16 protein-coding genes are annotated in these 19,843 nt (G+C 63.3%); 8 read left to right on the forward strand and 8 right to left on the reverse strand.

Annotated elements, in window-relative coordinates:
* Position 1: 1 nt before the first annotated feature.
* On the reverse strand, positions 2–277 hold the full coding sequence (locus FJ986_RS10225) for an exopolysaccharide production repressor exox (protein WP_140674189.1): 276 nt from the start codon (positions 275–277) through the stop codon (positions 2–4).
* A 600-nt stretch (positions 278–877) separates the two neighbouring features.
* Here FJ986_RS10225 and FJ986_RS10230 point away from each other — a divergent pair.
* Entirely contained in the window at positions 878–1,555 is a 678-nt protein-coding gene (locus FJ986_RS10230; RefSeq protein WP_140497203.1) for a sugar transferase, read from the forward strand.
* A 109-nt stretch (positions 1,556–1,664) separates the two neighbouring features.
* Complete coding sequence (locus FJ986_RS10235; protein ID WP_181181868.1) at positions 1,665–2,930, forward strand: polysaccharide biosynthesis/export family protein; 1,266 nt, start codon at positions 1,665–1,667, stop codon at positions 2,928–2,930.
* A 207-nt stretch (positions 2,931–3,137) separates the two neighbouring features.
* On the opposite strand, the gene FJ986_RS10240 is transcribed toward FJ986_RS10235, so the two are convergent.
* The 5 genes from FJ986_RS10240 to FJ986_RS10260 all read right to left on the reverse strand — a co-directional run bounded on the left by FJ986_RS10240 (position 3,138) and on the right by FJ986_RS10260 (position 10,493).
* A complete protein-coding gene (locus FJ986_RS10240; protein ID WP_140512908.1) occupies positions 3,138–4,439 on the reverse strand; it encodes an O-antigen ligase in 1,302 nt (433 codons plus the stop codon).
* 254 nt (positions 4,440–4,693) lie between these two features.
* Positions 4,694–5,521 (reverse strand): SDR family NAD(P)-dependent oxidoreductase, encoded by an 828-nt coding sequence (locus FJ986_RS10245; RefSeq protein ID WP_140512906.1) that lies wholly within the window; start codon positions 5,519–5,521, stop codon positions 4,694–4,696.
* Positions 5,522–5,630: 109 nt separating this feature from the next.
* Positions 5,631–6,137: an acetone carboxylase subunit gamma gene (locus FJ986_RS10250; protein ID WP_140674193.1), complete on the reverse strand. Its 507-nt coding sequence runs from the start codon at positions 6,135–6,137 to the stop codon at positions 5,631–5,633.
* Positions 6,138–6,142: 5 nt separating this feature from the next.
* Positions 6,143–8,338: a hydantoinase B/oxoprolinase family protein gene (locus tag FJ986_RS10255; protein ID WP_140674195.1), complete on the reverse strand. Its 2,196-nt coding sequence runs from the start codon at positions 8,336–8,338 to the stop codon at positions 6,143–6,145.
* Positions 8,339–8,351: 13 nt separating this feature from the next.
* Entirely contained in the window at positions 8,352–10,493 is a 2,142-nt protein-coding gene (locus FJ986_RS10260; RefSeq protein ID WP_281406977.1) for a hydantoinase/oxoprolinase family protein, read from the reverse strand.
* A gap of 110 nt (positions 10,494–10,603) precedes the next feature.
* Here FJ986_RS10260 and FJ986_RS10265 point away from each other — a divergent pair, with 110 nt between their 5' ends.
* From FJ986_RS10265 to FJ986_RS10280, 4 genes are all read left to right on the forward strand, one after another.
* On the forward strand, positions 10,604–11,383 hold the full coding sequence (locus tag FJ986_RS10265; RefSeq protein ID WP_140497217.1) for a helix-turn-helix transcriptional regulator: 780 nt from the start codon (positions 10,604–10,606) through the stop codon (positions 11,381–11,383).
* A 185-nt stretch (positions 11,384–11,568) separates the two neighbouring features.
* Positions 11,569–12,321 (forward strand): SDR family NAD(P)-dependent oxidoreductase, encoded by a 753-nt coding sequence (locus tag FJ986_RS10270; RefSeq protein WP_140580562.1) that lies wholly within the window; start codon positions 11,569–11,571, stop codon positions 12,319–12,321.
* Positions 12,322–12,534: 213 nt separating this feature from the next.
* Positions 12,535–13,878 carry a glucoamylase family protein gene (locus FJ986_RS10275; protein ID WP_140670762.1) on the forward strand — a complete coding sequence of 448 codons (1,344 nt, stop codon included), beginning with the start codon at positions 12,535–12,537 and terminating at the stop codon, positions 13,876–13,878.
* Entirely contained in the window at positions 13,868–15,397 is a 1,530-nt protein-coding gene (locus FJ986_RS10280; protein WP_140674199.1) for a mercuric reductase, read from the forward strand. The genes FJ986_RS10275 and FJ986_RS10280 overlap by 11 nt, the downstream gene beginning before the upstream one ends.
* Before the next feature lie 31 nt (positions 15,398–15,428).
* Here the strand turns inward: FJ986_RS10280 and FJ986_RS10285 are convergent, their stop codons facing one another.
* Together FJ986_RS10285 and FJ986_RS10290 are read right to left on the reverse strand one after the other, a co-directional pair.
* Positions 15,429–16,010, reverse strand: coding sequence for a DUF1349 domain-containing protein (locus FJ986_RS10285; RefSeq protein WP_140497223.1), 582 nt, complete (start codon positions 16,008–16,010; stop codon positions 15,429–15,431).
* A 73-nt stretch (positions 16,011–16,083) separates the two neighbouring features.
* A complete protein-coding gene (locus FJ986_RS10290; protein ID WP_140512893.1) occupies positions 16,084–17,523 on the reverse strand; it encodes an aldehyde dehydrogenase family protein in 1,440 nt (479 codons plus the stop codon).
* Positions 17,524–17,789: 266 nt separating this feature from the next.
* Between FJ986_RS10290 and FJ986_RS10295 the strand changes: the two genes are divergently transcribed.
* The gene (locus FJ986_RS10295) at positions 17,790–18,449 is read left to right on the forward strand and encodes a TetR/AcrR family transcriptional regulator (RefSeq protein ID WP_181165292.1); all 660 of its coding nucleotides are present in this window, start codon (positions 17,790–17,792) and stop codon (positions 18,447–18,449) included.
* A 94-nt stretch (positions 18,450–18,543) separates the two neighbouring features.
* The gene (locus tag FJ986_RS10300; RefSeq protein WP_140624908.1) at positions 18,544–19,797 is read left to right on the forward strand and encodes a sarcosine oxidase subunit beta family protein; all 1,254 of its coding nucleotides are present in this window, start codon (positions 18,544–18,546) and stop codon (positions 19,795–19,797) included.
* Positions 19,798–19,843 lie beyond the last annotated feature (46 nt).

Here is a 19,843-nt window from a genome sequence, read left to right on the forward strand (position 1 = left end):
GTCAGTGAAGGCTTCGCCCGGCGCCGCCCAGCTTTTCACCCTCGGCCACCTCGGCCGAACTCAGCTTTCTTTCGGCCTCGCGTGTCCTGTCGGCCGGCGTCGGCGCGCTTTTGATGATCATGGCATAGACGAGCACGAAGTAGCCCGCCTGGATGACCACGGCACAAATGATGACGCGCAGCAGCGTCGTGCCTATTGAAGCGCCGCCCAGCCATGACCAGCCAACGACGATCGCAAGAGCGAAAATCATCCCAACGATGAATTTTGGAAGCGACATACCCAACAGCCCACAAACCGGCCCGGGTATATTCCAATCATTGCCCCACCCGAGCGTCGTCCCTTGTCATGCGGGCTTGTTAAGTCGCCCGCTCCCGGCCGGTTGCTTCCGGCCTTTCAACCTGTCGCCACTTTGACAGGTATAATTTGCAATTCTATTAAGGCGAGCAAAAGGCCGCAAGGGCAACTGCATTTATTTTTAGGTGAGCTTTTGCGCTCGACTCACTCATGCTGCAACGCACACGGCGGGATTACGTGCAACTTCGGCACTTTGGTGTTTTTCAGTAAAATCTACAATATCGAATAGTATTTTATTAGAATACCCTTGAATATCGCGCTGCGCTAAAGCACCAACGAGCTCCGCTCAGGGGCATAAAGAACGCCTCGCCTAGAAATTGCCTCAAAAGCGCCTCTATTTTTCCGGCGATGCCCATTTATTGTCATAAATGTGCTAAATATTTCGAAATTTGTGCAGGGCGCGCTTATTATTTAGTCAATTCATGACGTGACTATTTCAAAGGTATGGGAAATTGTGTGTTGCGCTGCAACATTTTTTTGGTATCGTGCGGTAAACCATCCGGTCAACGCATGGAGTTTTGGCATGAGGGACGTTGCCAAGTCGGCCACAGCGGAGTTTTCGCAGGCTGGCGTCGATTTTCCACCGCCGATCGGCGGCCTTATCAAGCGCAGTTTCGATATTGCCGGTTCACTGGCCGCCCTGATCGCTCTCAGCCCGCTGTTCGTGATGATAGCGCTGCTCGTCAAATTCTCCGATGGCGGATCGATTTTCTACGGTCACCGGCGAATCGGGCGTGGCGGACGGGTTTTCCCTTGTCTCAAGTTCCGCACCATGGTGCCGGACGGCGAAAGGGTGCTGGCCGCCTATCTGGCGGCCAATCCGGAAGCCAAGGCGGAATGGATAGCCACCCGCAAGCTGAAGAACGATCCGCGCGTCACCCGGGTCGGCGCGGTCCTGAGGAAACTCAGTCTCGATGAGTTGCCGCAGGTCATCAACATCCTTCAGGGCGACATGAGCCTTGTCGGACCTCGCCCGGTCGTGCGCGACGAACTGGAGATCTATGGCAGCGCCGCCGTGTATTACCTGAAGTCCCGCCCCGGCCTGACCGGCCTGTGGCAGGTCAGCGGCCGCAACGACGTCTCCTATGACAGCCGCGTCGCGTTCGATCGCCACTATGTCGAGAATTGGTCACTTTTTGAGGATATTCGCATCATCATCAAGACAGTTCCGGCTGTCTGGATGTCGCGCGGCTGCTACTGAGCAGCCGCGAACCGGATCGCACCGGGGGATCTCTCCCGGCAGGCATCGGGCGCAGGCTCATCGGGCTGGTGGGGCCAAAGCGGATCGGAACGTTCAGTTGAAGATAGACATGTTCGAAGTTTTTTGCAGCGGCCCGCATTCGGGCCGCTCGCGGCGTTTGCGGCTCGTGGCCAGCTGCCTGGCCCTGTCGCTCGCCCTGCCGCGGATCGCCCTTGCCGACGAGTATCATCTGGGATCGCAAGACAAGCTCACCATCCGTATCGCGGAGTGGCAGACCGTGGAAGGCACGTTCCGCGACTGGTCGGCGGTGAATGGCGTATACACGGTCGGGCCGGCCGGAATGCTGTCGGTGCCTTTCGTCGGCGAGCTGCCGGCATCCGGCAAGACAACGGCCGAAGTCGCGGCGGCGATCGGCGAGGCGCTGCAGCACAAGCTCGCCTTGTCGGACCGGCCCGAGGCATCGGTGGAAATGGCGCAGTTCCGGCCGTTCTATATTTCGGGCGAGGTGCAGAACCCCGGGCAATTCCCCTATGTGCCCGATCTTACGGTGCTGAAGGCGGTCAGCATCGCCGGCGGCATCCGGCGAAGCGCCGACTACGGTCCGCAGCTCGGCAAGGACCTGGTCACCGCCAAAGGCAATTTCGACATATATGACGATCAGCGCGTTCGACTGATCGTCAAGCGCGCGCGCATCGATGCCGACCTTGAGGGCAAGTCGAGCTTCGACGTGCCGAAGGAGGTCGAGGGCGACCCGAGACTGCAGGCCATCGTCGCGGACGAGATGACGATCCTCACGGCTGACCAGAAGGCGCTGAAGCTGAAGCTAGAGGCGCTCAGCGACCTGAAAGGGGTTCTGCAGGCCGAGATCGAATCGCTGCAGAAGAAGATCGTCAACCAGCAGAAGCAGGTCGACCTGGCGCAGCAGCAACTCACCAGCATCGGTCCGCTGGCCCAGAAAGGCCTGGTCGCCAACGCAAGGCTGCTGGATTCACAGCAGTCCGTCACCGACCTTCAGGGCAAGATCCTGGACTACGAAACGGCCATCCTCACCGCCAAGCAAGCGATCAGCAAGGCAACGCAGGATGCCATCGACGCCCAGAACACGCTGAGCTCGAGCCTCGCCGCCGATCGGCAGCAGACCGAAGCCGACCTGAACGAGGCCGCGCTGAGGGTCAACATGCAGAAAGGATTGATGGCCCAGGCCACCGATCCCGCCACCGTGGCCGCCAGCGCAACCAACGAAGAGCCCACCCTGATCTATTCACTGCTGCGCGCTGCCGACGGCAAGACAAGCGAGATTGCGGTCAAGGAAGACACGCCGGTGCTGCCGGGCGATGTGATCAAGGTCAAGCTGGCGCCAATGCCCAGCCAGTAGGCGGTCGATAAGAGCAGTTCACCGTTCACGAAAACGGTGAGCTGCTCTATCCGTTTGTTTTTGCGCAATTCCGGACGGAAAGCGCTGCGCGCTCTTCCCGGTACACACTTTTCCTGAAATCACCCTGGAGCGGGGCGGCGTTTGAGCGAATCGCCAGCGCTCTATCGCCTTGTCTTGACGCAAGCCCAACAGGAAACCGATCCGCACTCATCGAGCCGCATCGGTGCCAGGCTCCGGCCCGCTCCAGCCTCTGGCGGCATTCGCCTCCTCGATCCTTGCCGCAGACAGGCGAGGACGGGCAACGGGCAGCCGCGCCAGCTTGAAGAAGCTGAAATACATCAGGAAGGAACCCATGATGTAGGGGTTGAGGATCTCGACCTCGACGAAGGAGCGGATCAGGAGCAGCACCATGACGCCGGCCAGAACGACCGAATCCGCCCGCCATGTCCCGAACGCCACCGCCGAGACATGGCCGTAGAGCGTGCGCAGGATGACCAGCGAAACCAGCGTCGCCCCGACGAAGCCGAGTTCGACAAGGGCTTCGATGTAGGTGTTGTGGAAGTGGAAGCCGGTGCGGGTGGTGATGTAGAACTCGTTCCACAGGCGCTCGGCCTCGGCAAAGCCCTGGACCCAGTATGCGGCATAACCGACGCCGAGCATGGGCGCCCTCTGCGCGGCGTTCCAGCCCTGCTCCCACAGATAGGTGCGCCCGGTGAGCGTCGAATCCTTGCCGAACAGGCCGAGGACGAAGTCCATGAGGCCGAGATTCAGCGCCACAAGGATAGCGACGACCAGCATGCCTGTGCCGACCAGGAAGATCACCCGGCGGTAGCGTCGCGACAGCACCTTGCTCATGGCAAGCAGCATCACCAGCGCCAGCACCGCCGGTGTCGAGGCCATCGAGGTGGCCGAATGCGAGATGACCAGCAGATAGGCCGACAAAAGCACCACCGGCACGGTCAGGAACAGGCTCAGCCGGCCGTGCCTGAGGAAGGCGATGAAGACGACGCTGAAATAGATACCGAGGGAGGCGACGAAGCCGATCTGGTTCTTGGAGGCGAAGGCGCCGACGAAATTATAAGTGCCGTCGAGGACGTCCTCGGAATAGGCCCCGACCTTGAGAGAGTAGAGCAGGACGACGAATATGCCGACCAGGGCGCCGATCGTCAGGGTCCGCACACTGACGGCTCGCGCCGCGACATAGGCGCAGGCGATGTGGGAGAAGTACTGGACGGCCGTTCTCGCGGTGATGCCGGGAGCGTCCGACCAGAAGACGGAGAAGCATACATAGGCCGCGAACGACAATGGCAGCCAGGCGCTAGACAGATGCCGCAGGAACCGCCTGTAGTCGACCATGATGAGGGGCAGCCACACCGCATAATAGGCCAGGATCAGCACCTGGCCGAATATGACGGAGTAGGAGAATGCCCAGACCGAGACGGCAACGGCAAAACTGCCGTAGACCGAGTTCCTCTCGGGATCGACCAGCAAGGACTTTGGAATCTTCATCTCAGGTTCTCGCCGAGCCTACCCCGGACCGCCGCGTAGCCGGCAGGCATCTCCGTAAGAAGGGTGCAATCGACGGCATCTCCATTGTGCAGTGCAATATAACCTATCGCGCCGCGCGCTCAATGGCAAATGCGGTCACCTTGTCTTACAGCCAGGCGAGCGCCGAGAGATCAGGTCCGGGACACGCCCGGACGGGATCGGACTTCTCTTTCCATTGCCGGCCTCTCCATCGAGGCCGCAACCAGCCGTGCGCGCTACCAAAGTGCTCCGCCGGTGACCTGTATGTTTTCCATGGTGATGCCCTTGGCCATATCCGAGCAGAGGAACACGGCCAGCGCCGCGATCTCCTGCGGCTGGAGGATGCGCTGCTGCGGGTTGCCCCTGGCGATCTCGGCCATCGCGTCCTCGGCCGTGCGGCCCTTGCCCTCGCGCTCGACGACCTGCGCCACGTTGCGGCGCATCAGTTCGGTCTCGACCCAGGTCGGGCTGATCATGACGCAGGTGACGCCATGCGCCGCCCCTTCGAGCGCCACGCAACGGGTGAGGCCGAGGAGACCGGCCTTGGAGGCGCAGTAAGCGGGATTGTCCTTCCAGCCGACCGAGGCGGCGGTCGAGCCGATGTTGACGATGCGGCCCCAGCCGCGCTCGATCATGCCGGGCAGCACGGCGCGGGTGGCGCGGAAGGCGCCGGTGAGATTGGTGTCGACGATCTTGTCCCACAGCGCGTCGGAATGGCCGCAGACCGGCTGCTCGGCCGTGGTGCCGGCGGCGTTGACCAGGATGTCGACAGGACCCACCGCCGCCTCGGCGTCGGCCGCGAAACGGTTCGTGACGTCGCTGTCGCGCACGTCAAGATGGGCGGCGTAAATCCTCGTTCCATGCGCGCCGAGAGCCGAACGCACGCGCTCTATCTCGTCAGCGCCGGGATAGTAGGCGGCGTCGGATCTCTCCACGCCGCCAGGTGCGACATAGGAACCGACAGCGACATTGGCGCCGGCCTGCGCCAATGCCGTGGCAATCGCCAGGCCCATTCCGGAGAAGCCACCGGTGACGATTGCGCCGCGGCCGGAAAGGTTTGTCATCGGGCATGGCCTCCGCGCGGCACGGGACGGTCCATCAGTCCCGAGAGTATCTGAACTTCATAGGCCAACATAACCTTCGGAGCCGGTGACGAAACTTGTGTCCTTGCCATCAGCTTTCCTTGTCCATCGGCTCCAGCGGCTTGCCCAGCCAATCGCGGTAGAAACCTTCCAGGTCGGGTTCGAAATCATGGACGATGGGATAACCCGGCGCCGCGGCCTCGACCTCGTGCAGCGTGCCGCATTGCGGACAGATGAACTCGCGGATTTCCATCCATTCGGGATCCGGCAGGTCGCTGTTGGGATAGATCTCGCGCAGCGCCTCCTCGCTGTCGCGCACGATGATCGAAGCCTTCAGCTTCCAGTTCTTGCGGTAGTCGCCGAAGGAATTGCCGCATTCGCAACGGGTTACCCGCTCATCGCCGCTCTGGCAGATGAAGAGGTGGTCGCCCACGGGGAGCAGTATCGGATCGCTCCAGCCGACACGGTCCTGCAAAACCGAAACATATTTGAAGAACCGGTCGTCATCCTTGTAGGCGCTCATGACGCGGCGCGTCTGCGGCCAGGGCAGCGTGCCCGCGACCAGATCGGCGATGACTTCCTTGCTGTATGAGGTCATGGTCCTTACTCCACGCCGAAGGTCGATTTGGCATCGACATCCCAGAAGCTTGAAAAATCCCTGGTGAAGCGCGGCGAAAGCTTGATGGCGCTGGCATACATCTTCTTCACCTCGGGCGCGAAATCGACCGCCTTCACCCGCTCGCGCTCCTTGGCCATCCACTCCGAGACCGGCCTGGCCCGAGCGAGCCGGCGCGACCGCATCTCGGCGCGGTGGCGCTTGGTGGCTTCGAGATCGGCGACGGGATAGCCGTCCTCGTCCTCGTCAAGCACGATCCCGAAGATATTTCCGGCAGCTTCCCTGGTGAGATAGCCGTTCTCGACGTCCGATGCTGTCTTGAGCGGGTCGCGCTCCAGCACGTCGCCATAGCCGCCCCCGCCATTGTAGGAATGGGTGAACACGTCGCCGGTTTTGTGGGGTGCGGTGATATAGGGCCCTTCCATCGTCACGTGCTGGCCTTCGAGCCGGACCTCGAGTTCGGAACGATAAGGATTGGTGCCGGTATGGTGCGCCAGCGGCGCGCCCTTTTGTGCAAGCTCGAAGATGTTGCTGTCGCGCACCGCACGGTGTTTTTGGCAGGTCGGCGCCGGATAGCCGCCGCAGAGCCCGCCATTGTCGAAGACGCGCGAGGAGTGTTCCGAGGTGACCAGCCGGAGATGGTCGGTCTTGCTGACCAGCCAGGTCGACAGGAAGGCGCAGCCGCCGCGATATTTGCCGGCGCCGCCGGAATTGGCAACGATCGAGCGGCCGATATAGACCATCGGCATGTTCTGTTCCCAGATCTCGATGTTGCCCATGTCGGATTCAGGGTTCCAGCCGACATAGGCGGTGTCCAGCCCGTCCTTGATGGCAAGCGCGCCGGAACCGGCAGCCGCGCATTCGAAATGCGCCATGCCGAACAGCGTGCCGTACTGGCTGGTTCCCCCCATCTCGATCATCGGGCTGTTGACCTGGCCGACGAAGGCCTCCTCGACGAAGCCGCGGGCGATGAATGATCTCGACAAGAGCCGCTGGAAAACGCCATAGGCCGGCAGGAGCAGCGCCCAGGACGTGGCCGTCGCCACCATCTCATTGTCGGGATTGGTCCAGGTGCCATGCGGCAGCTTCAGCTCCGTTGCCATCCAGGCGCCGTCATTGACCAGGCCTTCGAAATTCATGTGCTGGGTCAGCGTCACGAACATGCCGCCATCCATGCCGGCCGGCGTGCAGTTCATGGAATGGTAGCCCCAGGGCTGCGTGCCCTCGAAATCCATGATGATCTTGCCGCCCGTGGTGATCTCCATTTCGATCGGAATGTTGTAGAGCCAGTCGGGGTCGCCGAGCGGCTGGTAGCCCGGCTTGCCCTTGGTGACGTGACCGTAAAAAGTATGCCCCCGATAGATGCCGGGAACGGTCAGTTGTCGCGTGCGGGCGAGTTGCGCGCGGCGGCCCTCCTCGATGAATTCCTTGGACACCTTCATCCAGTAGTCGAGGCCGATCTCGTCGATCAGCGCCTTGACGCTTTCGCGCATGTCGATGCAGGAGGCGACCTTGGCCTTCTCGTCCAGCACCCAGTAGATGGGCATGCGCAGATTGCGCTCGCAGCGGATGACGTAGTCGCGCCGCAACTCGTCGTTCTGGCCGACTTTTTCGGCACAGACGAACAGGCCTTCGGTGAAGCGCTCCTGGGCCAGCGCCACGTCGCCGCCCGGCGTGATGCCGCCGGCCTCCAGCTCATGGCAGACGGCGCCGGCCCAGCCGACGAGCTTGCCCGAGTGGAAGATCGGCACCACGTCCATCACGTCGGGCACCTGCACCGTGCCGATGAAGGCGTCGTTGTTGGCGAAGATGTCGCCGTCGACGATGCGGGGATTTTCCTCGTAGCCTTGTCTGATCATCCATTTGATAAAACGGCTCATCGTGTGCACATGCACCATGATGCCGTTGGAGAGCGCGATGGCGTCGCCCTCGGGCGTGTAGATGGCGACGACCATCTCGCCGACCTCGCGCACGCCGGGCGAAGCCGAGATGCGACGCGCCATCTCGCGCGCCGAGACGCAGTAGGCGCGCAGCTTGGTGTGCAGCGTCTCGAATTTCAGCGGATCCTGGTTGCGCAGTTCGAGATCGGTAATGCCGTCATAGCAGCCGGTCTCGTCCATGAGCCGTTCGGATTCGATCAGCCGCTCGCGGAGGCGCAGGGCGGAGGCGGGTTTGTCCAGCATGGCGTTCGCCCTCTCAAGCGTGGGAGTAGTGGAGCAGCGTCCATTCGTCGACGAAGACACGGTCCCGCGGATGGACGACGAGGGTGGTGGCGGGGTGTTCGATGATGGCCGGGCCGGTCACCTCATGCCCCGGCAGCAGAAGATCCATCTCGTAGAGATCGGCCTTGTGCCAGCGGCCGCCAATATAGGCCTCGCGCACGCCCTTGTGCGCGGATGCGGGGCTTGAGGGGCCGAGCGGCCGCTTGAGCAGCACGGGCTTGACCTTGTCGGCGGTGGCGATCAGGCCGAGCTCGGTGATCGAGAAGCCGGCTTCGCCATAACGCGAGACGCGATGGTTGACCTTGGCGTAGACCGCCTCGAACTCGTCGATGACCTTGCACATGTCGCCGGCCGAATTGATCGCCGAGAGCGGCGCCATCACCTCGACGTCCTCGAGCTGGCCGGTATAGCGCATCATCAGGAACGGCACCGTCCTGATCTTGTCCAGCGCATGACCGTCGGCCACCATCTCGTCGACCGCGGCCCTGGTGAGATCGTCCCAGACCGCAGTCACTCTGGCACCGAAGGCCAGCAGCTCGGCCTCACTCGCCCGCGCGCCGATGTCGATCTGGGTCGATACCGAATGCCGGCGCATGAAATCCGCCGTGGTGCAGCCGAACGCGGAGAAGGCGGCGGCGAACTGGAAGGTGATGATATCCTTGAAGCCGATGCCCCTGGAGCAGCCGGCCAGATGCAGCGGCCCCGAGCCGCCATAGGAAAGCAATGTGAACTCCGAAGGGTGGATCCCCTGGCCGGAGATGACGCGGCGCAGCGCGTTGTTGGCGTCGGCCTCCAGCATATCGATCATGCCTTCGGCGGCTTCCTCCACGCCGACGCCGAGCTGGCTGGAGCACTTTTCCTCGAAGGCCTTGCGCGCCTTCTCGACCTGCAGCACGACCTTGCCGCCGAGGAAATAATGCGGGTTCAGCCGGCCAAGGATGGCGTCGCAATCGGCGATGGTCGGCTCGGTGCCGCCCCTGGCGAAGCAGATCGGGCCGGGATCGGCACCGGCGCTTTCCGGCCCGAGCGAAACTTTCTTCGTCAGCGGATCGACTTTGAGGATCATGCCGGCGCCGGCGCCGATCGTGTCGAGATGCAGCGTCGGCACATTGAGCTTGAACCGGTCCATCAGCGGCTCGTTCTCGATCCGTGTCTGGCCGCGCGTGATGACTCCCATGTCGAAGGAGGTGCCGCCCATATCGGAGCAGATCAGCGAGTCATTGCCGATCAGCTTGCCGACATAAGCCGCGCCCAGAATGCCGCCGATCGGACCCGAGATCATGGTTTCGTGCAGGCGCGGGTGGTTGATCGAGGTGAGGCCGCCGAAGGAGAGCAGCGTCTGGACGCCATATCTGAAGCCGTATTTCTTCGAGACGTCCTCGATCCCCTTGAGCTGCTTGCGGCCGCGCGAGGTGGCGTAGGCCTCGATCAGCACCGAGTTCAGCCGCGACTGCTCGCGGATGACCGGGCGCACCTCATGGCTGCTGTAGACGAGGATGTCGGCTCCGGCGGCGGCGATCTCCTCGCGGCAGATCTCGGCGATGCGCTTCTCATGCACTGGATTGACATGCGAGAAGATCGTCATGATGCAGACCGCCTCGACCTTGTCGGCGATCAGCTTTTTCGCCGCGGCACGGACCTCATGCTCATAGAGCGGCAGGATGATGTCGCCGAACTGGTCGATGCGCTCGGTGACGCCGTGAGTGCGGCGGCGCGGCACCAGCGGATCGGGATGATGATGCGTCACAGCGTGCAGCCGGTCGGCATAGGAATAGTCAGCCCAGGCCTGCAGGCCGCGACCCATCAGGATCATGTCCTCAAGGCCCTTGGTGGTGATCAGGCCGAGTTTCCTGCCGGTGCGCGACAGCAGCGTGTTGAGCATGCCGGTGCCGGAATAGAGCACCACATTGACGCCCGAAAACAGGGCCTCGAGCGAGATGCCCCAGGCGTCCGCCGCGTCCTCGGCCGAGGCGAGGAACCCCTCGGCCTCGTTCTTCGGCGTCGTTGCCGACTTGCCGATCTTGAAGCGGCCGTCCTGATCGACAAGGATGGTGTCGGTCATGGTGCCGCCGGCGTCGATGCCGATGACGATGGGATTGGTAGAGATATGGTCCACGGGTCGCCTTCCCTTGCCGAGCATGACCACAGGCTAGATTCGCGGGACCGGATCGCGCCATATGCCTAAAGGCACAATGACGGGCGGGAGCTCGTCGCCGAAAAAGAGGCATGCGCATGGGCAACATCTGGGCGCCGCTCGCCATGGCGATCGCCGCCACCGGCACCGACAGGCATGTCGACTGCCTGATCGACCTGATCGGCGCCGACATCGCGCATGACCTGGTGACGGTGACGCGCTATTCGGCGACGCAGACGCCGCAATTCGTCAAGCACCGGCGCTTCTCCGACGAGATGGTGCGGCGCTACCTTGATAATTACTACGTGTTCGACCCCTTCTACGCTTCCTGGCGGCGCGAGCGCCGGCTGGGCATCATGCCGCTCAAGCGGCTGGCCGACGACGAGGCCAAACGCGGCCAGTACATAGCCGGCTTCCTCGCGCAATCGGAGATCTGCGATGAAGTCGGCATCATGCTGGCCGATGGCGGCGACTGGTGCCTCGGCATTTTCCTCGATCGTTCGACCACGGCGTTCAAGGACAACGAGATCGCCCTGCTGGCTGAGCGGCTGCCGGTGTTCGAGGCGCTGCACGCGCTCGACATCAAGACGCGCGGAAGCGATTTCTCGCGCAGCTCGGCGCCGTCCAGCCCCGGCGCCTCACCGCGCCAGCAGCCCACAATCCCGGCGAGCCTGTGGCCGGAACTGTCGCTCAGGGAAAGGGAGCTCGTGCAACTGATCCTGGCCGGCCATCCGACCGCCAACATTGCCGAGCGGCTCGGCATCACCGTCGGCACGGTCAAGAACCATCGCCGGCGCATCTATGAGAAACTCGACATCACCACCGAGCGGGAATTGTTCCTGCAGTTCTTCCTGTACCGCTCGGACAAATAGGCCTGGCGCTGGTGCAAGCGCTGGACAGGCAGATCGAGGGGAGCCCGGCATAACGCGCCTCAGGGATTGGCCCAGACGATCGAGGTGCATGCCGGCTTGAACTTGGCCGGCGGCGACCTCACAGTCACCCCCGAACATGGTTTCGCCGAGCGGAGCCGATTTGCGCCAGGACAGGGGAAAATGAGATGCCGACGATTTTCGCGGAACGGTTTGCCGGACGCTCGGCGGTGATTACGGGCGGCGCATCCGGCATCGGCCTCGCCGTCGCACAGAGGCTGGTCCAAGAAGGCGGGCGCGTTTCGGTTTGGGACCGCGATCCCGCCCAGATCGAAGCGGCCAGGGCTTCGATCCCGGCGCTGCATGGCCAGACCGTCGATGTCGCCGACCCGGCGGCGGTGGATCGGGCGGCGCGGTCGACGATCGAGGCGCATGGCGGGGTCGACATCCTGATCACCAGCGCCGCCATCACCGGTCCCAACATGACCGCCTGGGACTATCCGGTGGAGGACTGGCGTCTGGTCATCGACATCAACATCAACGGTGTCTTCTACTGCAACAAGGCGCTCGTCCCGCACATGCTGGAGCGCAATTACGGCCGCATCGTCAACATCGCCTCGATCGCCGGCAAGGAAGGCAATCCCAACGCTTCCGCCTACAGCACATCCAAGGCCGCGGTGATCGGCCTGACCAAATCGCTCGGCAAGGAACTGGCCAAGACCGGCATAACCGTGAACTGCGTCACGCCGGCGGCGGTGCGCACGGCGATCTTCAAGCAGATGAGCCAGGAGCATATCGATTTCATGCTCTCCAAGATACCGATGGCGCGCTTTGGCGAGGTCGACGAGGTGGCGGCGCTGATTTGCTGGATCGCCTCGGAGGAATGTTCGTTCACGACGGCTGCCGTCTTCGACGTCTCCGGCGGCCGCGCCACCTACTGATGTGGTGCGGCGCTTTCCGGCTGGCGGCAAGCAACTACAATTGCGCGTGAGGAAGCAACCAACGGAGCTGGACAAGCGTACAATGGCCGAAGCCGGAACCCGGCAACGGCAACAATGAGGGCGAAGACATGACCAGGCGTGACAGATCGGCCCGCGCGCAGTTCCTGCACCTTTCCCCGGCAATCGCGACGACCAGACCGGAGCTTGCCGCATTTGCTTAAAGTCGAGCCTGCCATCCTGTCGGACGACGACCTTCTGAATCGTTTCCAGCGCGCGGCCTTCGGCTATTTTCTGGAAAACGTGAACCCCGCAAACGGGCTGGTCGCCGACACGTCGCGGCCGAATTCACCGGCCAGCATCGCGGTCGTAGGCTTTGCGCTCTCCTGCTATCCGATCGGGGTCGAGCGCGGCTGGATGGAGCGGGAAGCAGCGGTGGAGCTGACGCTCGCCGCGCTGCGTTTCTTCTGGACCAGCACGCAAGGCAGTGGCGCTGATGTCACCGGCCACAAGGGTTTTTACTATCATTTCCTCGACATTCGCACCGGACTTCGGGTGTGGCGCTGCGAACTGTCGATGGTGGATACGGCATTGCTGATGGCCGGCATTCTCGTGGCAGGCGCCTATTTCCGGGGCGACAATAAGGAGGAAGCCGAAATCCGCCGGCTGGCCGAGGCGCTCTACCGGCGCGTCGACTGGCGATGGGCGCAAGGCAGTAGTCCGACGTTGCGACAGGGCTGGAAACCGAAGAGCGGCTTTCTCCACTATGGCTGGGAAGGCTACAATGAGGCGACGATCCTCTATGTCCTGTCGATGGCCTCGCCCGACAGCCCGACGTCCGACGACAGCTACGCGGGCTGGACGGCGACCTATCAGTGGGAAAACATCTACGGCTACGACGTGCTTTATGGCGGTCCGTTGTTCATGCACCAGTTCTCACACGCCTGGATCGACTTCGCCGGCATCCGCGACGCTTTCATGCGCGAGAAGAATTCGGACTATTTCGAAAACAGCCGCCGCTCGACCTACCTCCACCGCGACTATGCTCGGCACAACCCCCATGGCTATGATGGATACGGAGAGAACCTCTGGGGGCTTTCGGCCGGGGACGGACCGGGCGGCTTTCGCAGCAGCATACAACGGCGGCGGCGCCGGTTTTCCGGCTACGTCGCGCGCGGTGCGCCTTTCGGGCCGGACGACGGCACGATCGCGCCGTGGTCCTATCCGGCGTCGCTGCCTTTCGCGCCTGACATCTGCATGGCGGCGCTGCGCCATCTCGCGGATCGCTACCCCCAGGTGATCGACAATTTCCGGCTGCCGAGCGGCTTCAACCCGACGCTGGCCAACCGGCGAAAATTTGGCCGCGACGGCTGGGTGTCGGAAGGCCATTTCGGCCTCGACCAAGGCATCGTGGTGATGATGATCGAGAACCACCGCTCGCGCCTGGTGTGGGAGCTGATGCGTTCCAACCAGTACATCCGCCGCGGCCTGAACAAGGCGGGGTTCACAGGCGGATGGCTGTCGCAGTCGGCAAGCCCGGATGGCCGCGATGTCGCTTGAAAGGACGAAAGCTGCCGGTTTTCCGGCCGACCACAATGATGTCGAGCTGGTCAGCGGCGCCCATCCGCCGCATTGGCGAAACCCGCCGCCCACCGGAGCATACAATCTCGTCGTCGTCGGCGCCGGGCCGGCCGGCCTGACGGCGGCGAGCGAAGCGGCAAGCCTCGGCGCGAAAGTGGCGCTGATCGAACGCGGGTTGATCGGCGGCACGTGCATCAACACCGGCTGCATCCCGTCCAAGTCGATCATCCGCACATCCAGGCTCTATGCCGACATGCGCGATGCCGAGAATTTCGGAGCCGATGCGCCGGACCATCTTCGCGTCGATTTCCAGCGCGCGATGACCAGGATGCGGCGCATCCGGCAACGGATCAGCCATGCCGACAGCGCAGAGGCGCTTGCTGCGCTGGGCATCGACGTTCATTTCGGCGAAGCCCGGTTCGACGGAAGCGATTGCGTGACCGTCGCGGGAACGACGCTGCGCTTTCGCAAGGCGCTGATCGCGACAGGCGCGAGGCCGGAGTTTCCATCCATTCCCGGCCTGGTCGAGGCCGGCTATCTCAGCAATGAGACGATGTTCGACCTTGTCGACTGCCCGAAGCGGCTGCTGGTCATCGGCGGCGGGCCGCTTGGCTGCGAGACAGCGCAGGCCTTCTGCCTCCTCGGCGCGAAGGTCATCCTGGCGCAGAGCGATCCGATGTTCCTGCCCGGCGAGGAACGCGACGCCGCGCAGATCCTTTCGGAAGCGCTGGCGCGCGAGGGGGTCGAGGTCCGACTGAACACCGAAGTGGTGGCGGTGCGCAGGGACGGCGACAAGAAGCTCGCCGACCTGGTGCGGGACGGCGACACGACGACCATTTCCGTCGACGAGATCATCACCGGCATAGGCCGCTCGCCCAATGTCGACGGTCTTGGCCTCGACGAGGCGGGGGTTGCCCACGATGCCAAAGGCATCAAGGTGGACGACTATCTCAGGACCTCAAACCCGCGCATCTATGCGGCGGGCGATGTCTGCCTCGACTACAAATTCACGCATACCGCTGAAGCAACAGCCCGCATGGTCGTGCAGAACGCCCTGTTTCTCGGGCGCAAGAGGCTGAGCGAATTGGTGGTTCCGTGGTGCACCTACACCGATCCGGAAATCGCCCATGTCGGCCTCTATCCGGTGGAGGCGCGCCGCGACGGCATTCCGGTCAAGACCTATACGGTGCTGATGCACGATGTCGCCCGCGCGGTGATGGACGGCGAGGAAGAGGGTTTCGTCAAAATCCATGTCAGGGAAGGATCAGACCGCATCCTCGGTGCGACCGTGGTCGCCGCCCATGCCGGCGAGATGATCAACGGGGTGTCGCTCGCCATCAGGTCGGGCATGGGATTGCACGCGCTGGCCGACGTCATCCATCCCTTCCCGACACAGGCGCAAGGCATCAAAATGGCCGGCGACGCTTACCGGCGAACGCGGTTCACCCCTTTGTGGAGGCATCTGGCGGCACGCTGGCTGGCGTGGTCCAGGCGATGACACTTGTGTCCCGTCGGCGTTGGCGCGGGCTTCAGCCGTGCAGGTCCCGCGAAATCGGCGGGCCGACCGAAAAGCCGGTGAAGGTGACCTCGAAGCCTTCGCGCTGCGGCGAACAGCACATCATGCCGACATCGACCGCCTTCGAGACCGGGAAGTAGGCGAGCCGCACCGGCTTCCAATGACCGTCGGAGACATCCAGGTACTGGACGCGGATGGTCTCGGCATGGCGGGTCAACCGGATCGCGACGCCATCCGGACCGGCCGGAATGGTGGCCAACGACCAGTCCGAGGCATCGTTGGTGACGACAACCGAGAAGTACACCACGCCGTCGGTATATTCGATGCCGGCCTTGATCCAATGCGTTTCGCTGAGGCGGAGCATCAGCCCCGCCTGGTCGTAGAGCACCTCATAGCGTCCGTTGACGGTGACTTCCGCGGTGAAATCGCCCTCTACGCGCTTGTAGAGGAAATGGCCGTTGTCGCGCCAGAAACCGTAAAAGGTCTCGCGCCAGAAGTCCGTCTCCTTGCCGGTGCGCACATGAACCGCATCGCCGTCGATGGAATGATGCGGCGGCGGATTGAGCCAGGTCAGATCCTTGTCTTGAACTGTCATCGCCTCGTCTCTTGGTGCATGCGAAGGCTTCGCCGGCCCGGTCAGCCGGTGCCCCGATCAGCCTGCGCCCCGATCAGCCTGCGAATGTGTAGGCGGTCTTCACGGTGGTGTAGAATTCCATGGCATAACGGCCCTGTTCGCGCGGACCGTAGCTCGAGCCCTTGCGGCCACCGAAGGGAACATGGAAATCGACACCCGCCGTCGGCAGGTTGACCATCACCATGCCGGCCTCCGAATTGCGCTTGAAATGCGTGGCGTGCTTGAGGCTGGACGTGCAGATGCCGGACGTCAGCCCGAACGGCGTATCGTTGGCGACGGCGAGCGCCTCGTCGTAGTCCTTGACGCGGATGACGCTGGCGACAGGTCCGAAAATCTCCTCGCGCGAGCTGCGCATGGCGTTGGTGGCATCGGTCAGCAGCGCCGGCCGCAGGAAGAAGCCCGGCGTCTTGCGGTCGAGCCGCTCGCCGCCGAAGGCGAGCGTGGCGCCTTCCCTGACGCCGATGGCGATATAGTCTTCGTCCTGCTTGAGCTGCGTCGCATCGACAACGGGACCGATCTGGGTCTGCGCGTCGAGCGCATCGCCGACGACCAGTTTGTCCATCCGTTCCTTGAGCGCTTCGACGAAACGGTCATGAATGCCGTTCGTCACGATCAGCCGGGACGAAGCCGTGCAGCGCTGACCGGTCGAGAAGAAAGCGCCGTTGATCGCGCAATCGACAGCCGTAGCGAGGTCGGCATCATCGAGCACCACCAGCGGGTTCTTGCCGCCCATTTCGAGCTGGAACTTGCGCATGTGCTCGACGCTCGCCGCGGCGACGCGCTTGCCGGTGCCAACCGAGCCGGTGAAGGTGATGGCGTTGATGTCCGGGCTGTCAAGCATCGCCTGGCCGACCACCGAGCCCTTGCCCATGACGAGGTTGAGCACGCCCTTGGGCAGGCCGGCACGGTGCAGTATGTCGACGATGGTCCAGGCGCTCTCGGGAACGAGATCCGCCGGCTTGAAGACGATGGTGTTGCCGTGGGCAAGCGCCGGAGCGATCTTCCAGGCGGGAATGGCGATCGGGAAGTTCCAGGGGGTGATGATGCCAACCACGCCGACCGCTTCGCGCGTGATCTCGACACCGACGCCCGGCCGCACGCTAGGCACGACTTCGCCCGAGAGGCGCAGTGTCTCACCGGCGAAGAAATCGAAGATCTGGGCGGCTCGAATGGTCTCGCCAATGCCTTCGGCCAGCGTCTTGCCTTCCTCGCGCGCAAGGTTGCGGCCGATCTCGTCCTTGCGCGCCAGGATCTCGTCCGACGTCTTCTTCAGCACCGCGTGACGGACCAGCAGACCCGAGCGCGACCAGGCGGGAAAGGCCGCTTTGGCCGCGGCGATCGCCTGTGCCGCCTGTTCGACACCTGCGGAAGCGTATTCGCCGACGATGTCGCCGGTATCGGACGGGTTGATGTTGCGGGAGCCGGCATCGCCGACCCACTCGCCGTCGATGAGGTTCTGTCGAAGCGGTGCCATGTCGTGTCTTTCCTGCTGGTTCGCCGCGCGGCGGCATCTGTGTGATTTGTATTTGCCAGACAATTGCTCTGCGGGAAAGCACGCTTTGCGCGGACGGCCGCGACAAAGTCTCTCGGTTCGCGGCCCCGCGCGACCTGCTGCCCGCAGGGCATCGCCCTTGGCCCAACAGCTTCGGCGACACATCGTTCCAATCACCGCGAAACGGGTCTGTACATATGTGTCCATAGTCTTGATTTGCCCCGGGCGGCGTGTCATGCGTCGTGCCGATGGAAGCCACCGACACGACAACCCAGCGCGCCGGCGCCACCGGCAACATCAAGGTCACCCGGGAAGACTGGCTCAAGCTCGCGCTTGAAACGTTGATTTCGGACGGCGTCGAAAGCGTCCGTGTGCAGACGCTCGGCCAGAAGCTCGATGTGTCGCGTTCCAGTTTCTATTGGTACTTCAAGAGCCGCCAGGACCTGCTCGACCAATTGCTGGATTATTGGCGGCAGACCAATACAAGGTTCATCGTCGAACGCGCCGCGCGGCCTTCCGCGACCGTCATCCGCGGGGTGATGAGCATCTTCGAGTGCTGGGTGGACGAGAAGCTGTTCGATCCGCAGCTGGATTTCGCGATCAGGGCGTGGGCCCGGCGATCGCCCGCCATCAGGCGGGCTCTCGACGAGGCCGACGAGGAGCGCGTCGACGCCATTCGCGACATGTTCAGGCGCCACGGCTATGACGAGGAAGACGCCTTCGTGCGCGCCCGCGTGCTCTATTTCATGCAGATCGGCTACTACTCGCTCGAGCTCGACGAACCGATGAGCAGCCGCCTGCCGCACGTCGCGTCCTATCTGCGCAGCTTCACCGGCCAGGAGCCCACGGCGCAGGATGTCGAGGATTTTTCGCGCTATGTCGAGGAAACGCTTTCGCGCAGCCGTTAGCAACAGCCGCCGCTTTCACACCGCGGCAAGAACTAGACATACATGTACAATGGCGTTACGCCTCGGTCATTGAACCAACCTCTTCAAGCACGCCATGACCAGACGCTATTCCGCTTTGTCGCTCTTGAGGGAAGGCCTCGCCGGCCAGACCGGCTGGGAGCCGGCCTGGCGCTCGCCCGAGCCGAAGCCGTCCTACGACGCGATCGTCATCGGCGGCGGCGGTCACGGGCTGGCGACGGCCTATTACCTGGCAAAGAATCACGGCATCGCCAGAGTAGCGGTTTTGGAAAAGGGCTGGATCGGCGGCGGCAATACCGGCCGCAACACGACCGTGGTGCGCTCCAACTATTACTATCCGCAGAGCGTCGAGCTCTATGGGCTGGCGCACCGGCTCTATGAGGGACTGTCGAAGGACCTCAACTACAACGTCATGCTGTCGCAGCGCGGCATGGTCAGCCTGTGCCACTCGACCGCCGAAATGGAGATCGGGGCACGCACAGTCAATGCCATGCAGATCAACGGCATCGATGCGGAGCTGTTTTCGCCCCAGGATGTGCGCCGGGTGGCGCCGATCTACAATTTCACGGCCAATGCGCGCTTTCCCGTGTTCGGCGGCATCTGGCAAAGCCGGGCCGGCACCGCGCGCCACGACGCGGTCGCCTGGGGTTATGCACGGGCCGCGAGCCGACTCGGCGTCGACATCATCCAGAACTGCGAAATCACCGACTTCATCGTCGAGGGCGGCCGCTGCCGCGGCGTCCAGACGACGCGCGGCGCCATCCGCGCGGACCGCATCGGCATGGCTGTGGCAGGACATTCCTCGGTGCTGGCGGCCAAGGCCGGCTTCCGCCTGCCGATCAATTCCTATGCGCTGCAGGCCTGCGTAACCGAACCGGTCAAGCCGATCCTCGACACGGTGGTACTGTCGCCCGGCACGGGCGTCTATGTCAGCCAGTCCGACAAGGGCGAGATCGTCATCGGCGGCGGGCTCGACCGCACTCCCTCCTATGCCCAGCGCGGTAACCTGCCGACGCTGGAGGGGGTGATCGCGGGGCTGTTGGAAATGTTCCCGATCTTCGGCCAGCTGAAGCTGATGCGGCAATGGGCCGGGATCGTCGACGTCGTGCCGGACTCCTCGCCGATCATCGGTCAATCGCCACTGCCCAATCTGTTCCTCAATTGCGGCTGGGGCACGGGCGGCTTCAAGGCGATCCCCGCCGGCGGCACGCTTCTGGCGAACCTTTTGGCAACGGGCGGGCACAACGACATCAGCCGCCCCTTCGATCTCGACCGCTTCGCCAGCGGGCGGCTGATCGACGAAGCGGCCGGTTCCGGCATCGCGCATTGATGCATGTCGCGCAAAAGCGCCGAGCGGCCTTAGGGCAACGACATGC

Origin of the sequence: Mesorhizobium sp. B1-1-1, assembly GCF_006442955.1 — a bacterium.
Taxonomy (GTDB): Bacteria; Pseudomonadota; Alphaproteobacteria; order Rhizobiales; family Rhizobiaceae; genus Mesorhizobium.